This window comes from Microbacterium sp. BF1 (genome assembly GCF_019279095.1).
Classification (GTDB): Bacteria; Actinomycetota; Actinomycetes; order Actinomycetales; family Microbacteriaceae; genus Microbacterium; species Microbacterium maritypicum.
The window spans coordinates 1-5957 of the sequence record NZ_JAGYWT010000126.1 but is presented as its reverse complement, the minus strand read 5'-3'; the positions used below and the strand labels follow the sequence as shown (position 1 = coordinate 5957).

Sequence of the window (5957 nt, the reverse complement as noted above, 5' to 3'; positions counted from 1 at the left end):
TTCGGCGGCCCGGCGGACCTTCACGCACGACCAGCTGCGGGAGGCGATGACGGGCATCGAGTTCCGTGATACCGATGCCTTCATCGACGAGATCCCCCAGGCGTACAAGCCGATCGATCAGGTAATGCCGGATGGACACCAGGCCCGCCGCATCCGCCATTACCATTCACGGTCATGTCGACATCGGCCTGCTCGAGGGTCTTCTGCAGAAGCTCGGTCGGGAACACCACACGGTGCGGCGCCGAAGCGTTGTCGACGATGAGTCCGGCGAAGTCGCCGGACACGACCTGCTGCAGCACCGAGGTATCCTGCACCTCTCCGATCAGTTCCTCCAGGATGTCCTCCAGGAACAGCACAGCGGTGGTGTTCCCCTGTCCGTCGCGCACCTTCGCCAGGTGCCGACCCGCACGACGCATGACCGCGAGAGCGTCTTCCAGATCCGTGTCCTCCTGCACCGGCACCATGTGGTGGATGCGCTTGGCCGGAACGGGCTCGATCATCTTGGCCTCCGCGTCCGGGCCCTCGGATGCCCGAAGGATGTCCTTCAGGTGCACGTAGCCGATCGGCACGGACTCGTCGTCGACGATCACATAGCGCGAGAAGCCGTAGCGGGCGACCGCCTTCTCGATGTCCTCGGGCGTGGTCGACTGCGGCAGCGTCACCAGATCGCTCAGGGGAACGGCGACGTCGCGTGCCTTCTTGTCGGTGAACTCCACCGCAGCGGCGACGGTTCCCGCCGTGTCCATGAGCACCCCCTCGCGACGCGACTGGCTGACGATGGTCGCCACCTCGTCGAGCGTGAACGTGGATGCCGCTTCGTTCTTCGGCTCGACGCGGAACAGGCGCAGGACGCCGTTCGCGGCCGCGTTGAGCACCCAGATCACCGGCATGAACACCTTCGACACCCACACCAGCGGCGGGGCCAGGAACAGCACGGCCCGATCCGGCACCGAGAACGCCAGGTTCTTCGGCACCATCTCGCCGAACACCACGTGCAGGAACGACACGATCAGCAGCGCGATCGTGAACGAGACCGCGTCGACCGCGCCATCGGGCCAGCCGAGCGCGTGCAGCGGCACGGAGAGCAGGTGGTGGATCGCCGGCTCCGAGACGTTCAGGATGAGCAGCGAACAGATCGTGATGCCCAGCTGCGACGTGGCGAGCATCAGCGTCGCGTGCTCCATCGCGTACAGGGCCGTCTTGGCCGCGCGCGAGCCCTGATCGGCGAGAGGCTCGATCTGCGACCGCCTGGCCGAGATCACCGCGAACTCTCCGCCGACGAAGAAGGCGTTCGCGACAAGGAGCACGACGAGCCAGGCGAGCCCTCCCCAATCGCTCATCGGGCCACCTCCTCGTTGACGTCGTCGAGCGGTCTCGGAACGTAGCGCACCCGATCCACCCGTCGCCCGTCCATGCGCACCACCTGCAGCACACCGCTGTCGAGCGGCACCTCGTCGCCGACCGAAGGGACGCGCTCGAGCACGCTCATGACATAACCGCCCACCGTGTCGTACACGTCGCCCTCCGGCACTTCCACACCGGCACGACGACGCAGCTCATCGGGTCGCAGCTCACCGGGGAACGTGATGCCCTCCCGGTTGCGGATGACTCCGGCCCTGGTGCGATCGTGCTCGTCGGCGACCTCACCGACAAGTTCCTCGACGAGGTCTTCCAGGGTCACGAGACCCGCTGTGCCGCCGTACTCGTCCACGACGATCGCCAGCTGGTAGCCGCGGGCGCGCAGCTCCGCGATCAGGGCGTCGACGTGTACCGTCTCCGGCACGCGGAGCGGTTCCGTCGCGAGAGCGCCGACGGGGACTTCGGTACGACGATCGCGCGGCACGGAGATCGCCGCCTTGAGGTGCACGACGCCCATGATGTCGTCGAGGTCGTCGCCGTAGACCGGGAAGCGGCTGTGGCCCGTGCGTCGCGCGAGTTGGATGACGTCATCCACGGAATCGCCCGCGGCGATCGCGTGCATGCTCGGCCGAGCGGTCATCACGTCGGCGGCCGTCAGCCGCGAGAACATGAGGGTGCGATCGAGCAACGACGCGGTGTCGGCCTCCAGCAGGCCCGCGTTGGCGGACCGTCGCACGAGCGAGGACAGCTCCTCCGCGCTGCGGGCGCCGGAGAGCTCTTCCTTCGGTTCAATGCCCATCCCGCGCAGCACGCCGTTCGCACTGCCGTTGAGCACCACCACGGCGGGCTTGAACACCGTCGTGAACGCGATCTGGAACGGGATCACGAGCTTCGCAGTGGCCAGAGGCAGGGCGAGGGCGAAGTTCTTGGGGACGAGCTCACCGAGGATCATCGAGAGCACCGTCGCCACCAGCATGGCCACGACGGTCGCGATCGGCGCGACGGCGGCCTCAGGGATGCTCCAGGCGATGAAGGTCGGACGCAGGAGGTTCGACAGCGCCGGCTCCATCGTGTAACCGGTGAGCAGCGTCGTCAGCGTGATGCCGAGCTGCGCGGCCGAGAGATGCGTCGACGTGTGCTTGAGAGCGCTGATCGTGAGCGAGAGCCGGGACTCACCGCGCGCCTGCCTGGCCTCGAGCTCGGCGCGGTCGAGGTTCACCAGTGCGAACTCGCTCGCGACGAAGAGGCCTGTGCCGACCGTGAGCAGGAGCCCCACGCCCAACATGACGTAGTCCATCAGAGGTTCCTCTCCGGTGAGAGAGGCAGACAGTGGGGCGATGTTCTACATGATCGGGGTCGTCGCCGGTGCGGGGATCCACGGACGCCACACCCCGAGAACCACGGCTGCGACGGCGAGCAGAAGCCCGGCGACGATGCCCGCCGCACCCACACGGCGTCGGGCGGTGGGCGGCTTCATGGCATGAGAGTAGATCACCGGAGGCCGAACGCAAATTCGTCGTCGTCCGCGCCGTCGGCCGAGGTCTTCCGGCCCCGTAAACTGGGGAGGCTATGAACCCCGAAACCCTCGCCGCAGCCCTCCTCGCCGTCCTCGCACCGATCGCCGAGGAACGACGTCCCGGCGAGCCGCTGGAGCTCTCCGCATCCGACATCGTGCTGGAGCGCCCCCGCAACCGCGACCACGGCGACTGGTCCTCGAACATCGCCATGCGCCTGGCGAAGCCGCTTGGCACGAACCCGCGCGAGCTCGCACAGCAGATCGTCGACGGCCTCGCCGCCGTCGACGGCATCTCGAGCGCCGAGGTCGCAGGCCCGGGGTTCATCAACGTCCGCCTCGATGCTGCTGCCGCCGGTGCACTGGCGAAGGTCATCGTCGATGCCGGCTCCGCGTACGGCACGAACACCTCTCAGGCCGGCGTCAGCGTGAACGTCGAGTTCGTCTCGGCGAACCCGACCGGACCCCTGCACATCGCCCACACGCGCTGGGCAGCTCTCGGCGACTCGATCGTGCGCCTGCTCCTCGCCAGCGGTGCGAACGCCGTCCGCGAGTACTACATCAACGACGCCGGCGCGCAGATGGAGCGCTTCGCCGTCTCGGTCCTGGCCGCGGCCAAGGGCGAGCCGACCCCCGAGGGCGGCTACCCGGGGGAGTACATCACGACCCTCGCCGGTCGCGTTCTCGAAGCGCGTCCCGACCTGCTGTCACTCCCCGACGCCGAGCAGTCGAGCGTCGCACTCGAACTCGCCTACGGGTTCCAGCTCGCCGAGATCAAGAGCTCGCTCGATCGCTTCAACGTGCCGTTCGACGTCTGGTTCTCCGAGCGCACGCTGCACGCGAAGGATGCTTCCGGAACGAGCCTGATCGATCAGGCCGTCGATCGCCTCCGCGAGCAAGGCCACGTGTTCGATGACGAGGGCGCCGTCTGGGTGCGCACCACCGACTTCGGCGACGACAAAGACCGCGTCATCCGCCGCTCGAACGGCGAGTACACGTACTTCGCCGCCGACGCCGCCTACTACCTGAACAAGGGCGACCGCGGCTTCCAGAACAAGATCTACCTGCTCGGCGCCGATCACCACGGCTACGTGCACCGCCTCAAGGCCGTCGCCGGTGCGGCGGGGGAGGACCCGGAGAAGAACGTCGAGGTGCTGATCGGCCAGATGGTCTCGATCAACGGGGCCCGTCTCAGCAAGCGCGCGGGCAACATCATCGAGATGGACGACCTGCTCGACTGGCTCGGCACCGATGCGCTGCGGTACTCGCTGGAGCGCTCACCTGCGGACTCTCCGCTCGATCTCGACCCCGAGCTGCTGCAGAAGCGCACGAACGACAACCCGGTGTTCTACGTGCAGTACGCCCACGCGCGCACGCACAACGTCGCCCGCAACGCCGGTCAATCGGGCATCGATCGCTCCGAGTTTGCGCCGGAGACGCTGACGCACGAGAGCGAGAGCGCCTTGCTCGGCGCGTTGCAGGAGTTCCCGCGCATCGTGGCGTTCGCCGCCGAGGTGCGCGAACCGCACCGCGTCGCCCGCTATCTCGAGGAGCTCGCCGGCCTGTACCACCGCTGGTACGACAACTGCCGCGTGATTCCGCTGAGCGACGACCCGATCGAGAGCGTGCACCGCACCCGCCTGTGGCTCAACGACGCCACCGGCCAGGTGCTGCGCAACGGGCTCGACCTCCTCGGAGTCTCCGCGCCGGAGCGCATGTAGCGCACGCAGGCCTCCTGCTCGGTACGGCAGGATGGCAGTCATGAGCGACGACAACCAGACCCTGCCGTATCCGGATGCCGCGGCGGAGCATCCGACGCTCGTGATCCCGGGTTCCGCGCCTGACGCTGCGGACGCCGCACCGCGGACACGGCCGCGGTGGCCCTGGGTGCTGCTCATCGTGGTCGGGGTCCTCGCCGCTCTCGTGGTCGCCGCGGAGTTCATCGCACGAGCCGTGCTGCCAGGAGTCGTGCGGTCGATCGTCGTGGAACAGCTCGATCTGCCCTCCGACCAGCAACTCGATGTGCAGACGGAGGGTCTGCTGCTGCCGCAGTTGATCGGCGGCACACTCGACACTCTGCGTCTGTCCACGGATTCCGTGACGCTGGAGGGCATCACCGGAGCTGCCGATGTGACCGCGACGGGCGTCCCGCTGCGCGGCGGCGATATCGGTGGTGCCACCGGGACGATCCGCATCGATCAGGAGCAGTTCACCGCACTGCTCGCCGGCACCGATCTGCCCGTGGAATCGGTGGAGTTCGCGGCCCCGAACGCCACGGTGAGCGGGTCGATCAGCGTGCTCGGAGCCGCGGTGCCGCTCTCGCTGACCCTCACGCCCGGCACGGTCGACGGTGACCTCGAGCTCACACCCGTCGGGGCGAGCATCGGCGGACTCGACATCGATCTCGACCGGGTCGCCTCCACTCTCGGCTCCCTCGGCGAAGGCCTGACCCAGCCCCAGCGGGTGTGCATCGCCGATCAGCTGCCAGCCGGGCTCACCCTCACGGGGCTCGAGATCATCGATCGCGCGGCCGTGATCGACGTCGACGTGAACGGAGCGATCGTGACCGACACGACGCTCCAGGACAAGGGCGTCTGCCCCAGCTGACCCTCAGCGCCCCGGAGGCCCAGCGACGTTGGGACGGTCGCCGAACGTCGCGGCGATGTGGCGTGCGAGCCAGGCGGGCCGCTGCAGCGGGATACCGTGTCCGCACCCGTCGACGACTTCCAGGTCGCTGTGGGGGAGTGACGCATGCAGGAGTGCGGCCGACCGCTTCATGAGCGACCTCTCCTTCGCGCCGACGAGGATGGACGCGGCGCCGGGGTAGGACCGCCAGGTGTCCGGAGGTGCGAAGCGGAGGTTCTCCTCGACGGAGCGCAGCAGTGTCTCTCGGGAGATCGTGCCCGATGCCTGCAGGTAGTCGTCCAGCAGCTCGTCCGGGACGAACAGTTGCCGTGATCCCCGACTTCCCCTTCACGTCTCCGGTGCTGTCCACCAACGTGGCGACTGCAGGATACGAGATCACTTCCTTGGGCGCCCCGGTCGATGCGTCCCAGAGCTTCACGTTCAGTCTCTGGGTCAAGCC

At 68.0% G+C, this 5957-nt stretch carries 5 protein-coding genes and 2 pseudogenes; 3 read left to right on the top strand and 4 right to left on the bottom strand.

Features of this window, described 5'->3' with window-relative positions:
* Window positions 1–160, top strand: a pseudogene (locus tag KZA10_RS17845) (RtcB family protein); the annotation flags it as partial.
* A gap of 139 nt (window positions 161–299) precedes the next feature.
* Here KZA10_RS17845 and KZA10_RS06515 read toward each other — a convergent pair.
* From KZA10_RS06515 to KZA10_RS17840, 3 genes and pseudogenes are all read right to left on the bottom strand, one after another.
* A pseudogene (locus KZA10_RS06515) lies at window positions 300–1340 on the bottom strand (hemolysin family protein); the annotation flags it as partial.
* On the bottom strand, window positions 1337–2656 hold the full coding sequence (locus tag KZA10_RS06510; protein WP_218682457.1) for a hemolysin family protein: 1320 nt from the start codon (window positions 2654–2656) through the stop codon (window positions 1337–1339). The pseudogene KZA10_RS06515 and the gene KZA10_RS06510, both read right to left, overlap by 4 nt.
* A 45-nt stretch (window positions 2657–2701) precedes the next feature.
* Complete coding sequence (locus tag KZA10_RS17840) at window positions 2702–2836, bottom strand: hypothetical protein (protein ID WP_256934494.1); 135 nt, start codon at window positions 2834–2836, stop codon at window positions 2702–2704.
* Between the two features lie 92 nt (window positions 2837–2928).
* Here KZA10_RS17840 and argS point away from each other — a divergent pair, with 92 nt between their 5' ends.
* Both argS and KZA10_RS06500 read left to right on the top strand, forming a co-directional pair.
* Window positions 2929–4593, top strand: coding sequence for an arginine--tRNA ligase (gene argS, locus KZA10_RS06505; RefSeq protein WP_218682456.1), 1665 nt, complete (start codon window positions 2929–2931; stop codon window positions 4591–4593).
* Between the two features lie 40 nt (window positions 4594–4633).
* On the top strand, window positions 4634–5479 hold the full coding sequence (locus tag KZA10_RS06500; RefSeq protein WP_218682455.1) for a DUF2993 domain-containing protein: 846 nt from the start codon (window positions 4634–4636) through the stop codon (window positions 5477–5479).
* Window positions 5480–5482: 3 nt separating this feature from the next.
* On the opposite strand, the gene KZA10_RS06495 is transcribed toward KZA10_RS06500, so the two are convergent.
* Window positions 5483–5650 (bottom strand): alpha/beta fold hydrolase, encoded by a 168-nt coding sequence (locus tag KZA10_RS06495; protein WP_218682454.1) that lies wholly within the window; start codon window positions 5648–5650, stop codon window positions 5483–5485.
* Window positions 5651–5957: the final 307 nt, after the last annotated feature.

What these genes read in the sequence shown, in the direction of transcription:
- KZA10_RS06510 (WP_218682457.1), bottom strand. Translation starts at nt 2,656, where the DNA reads ATGGACTACGTCATGTTGGGCGTGGGGCTCCTGCTCACGGTCGGCACA.
- KZA10_RS17840 (WP_256934494.1), bottom strand. Translation starts at nt 2,836, where the DNA reads ATGAAGCCGCCCACCGCCCGACGCCGTGTGGGTGCGGCGGGCATCGTC.
- argS (WP_218682456.1), top strand. Translation starts at nt 2,929, where the DNA reads ATGAACCCCGAAACCCTCGCCGCAGCCCTCCTCGCCGTCCTCGCACCG.
- KZA10_RS06500 (WP_218682455.1), top strand. Translation starts at nt 4,634, where the DNA reads ATGAGCGACGACAACCAGACCCTGCCGTATCCGGATGCCGCGGCGGAG.
- KZA10_RS06495 (WP_218682454.1), bottom strand. Translation starts at nt 5,650, where the DNA reads ATGAAGCGGTCGGCCGCACTCCTGCATGCGTCACTCCCCCACAGCGAC.